The sequence below is a fragment of the Paenibacillus sp. P4_E11 genome (assembly GCF_056401635.1).
Window position 1 is genome coordinate 1 of the sequence record NZ_JBFUIX010000729.1, and the last position, 532, is coordinate 532.

The 532-nt window shown below is 31.2% G+C and carries 1 pseudogene; it reads right to left on the bottom strand.

Annotation, left to right across the window (positions count from 1 at the left end):
- Window positions 1–532 (bottom strand): annotated as a pseudogene (locus tag AC1DWB_RS37155) (transcriptional regulator); the annotation flags it as partial.

Here is a 532-nt window from a genome sequence, read left to right on the forward strand (position 1 = left end):
CAGTCGTACTCCGGTAGTTCCTTTAGATGTTCTATTACATTAGTTACCGCTCTCGGAATACGTTGTTGTATATACTGCAATCGACTATATTCATGCTTTGATAAATGATAGAATTCTGGAGATATCTTTTTATCATTGACCGCAGTCTCAATATCTGCAAAAGAATTTATTTTTTGTTTTTTTGCTTCAGCTTCAAAATCACGACTTATTTCAAAAACTTCTTCTGGTATATTGAGCTCTTCCTGCATAAAGTACTTTTGAATCTCATCAACAGTAGATCTAAGTAAAAAGTCTAATTTCTTATCGTGTCCAACCAGATAAAAATAACGACATAAAACTTCAGATAACTTTAATAATACACTATTAGCATTCCAAGGATTCGTTACATAAAGACTGGTTTCATTAAAATGAATATTCACGCTCTTAATAAAATCAATACCTTTATACGTAATTTTAAGTTCTTCAGCCTGAAAAATTTCCAAGGCTTCAATTTTGTCTTGTAGGTTTTCTAAGTTGTCTTTGTCTCTTGTAT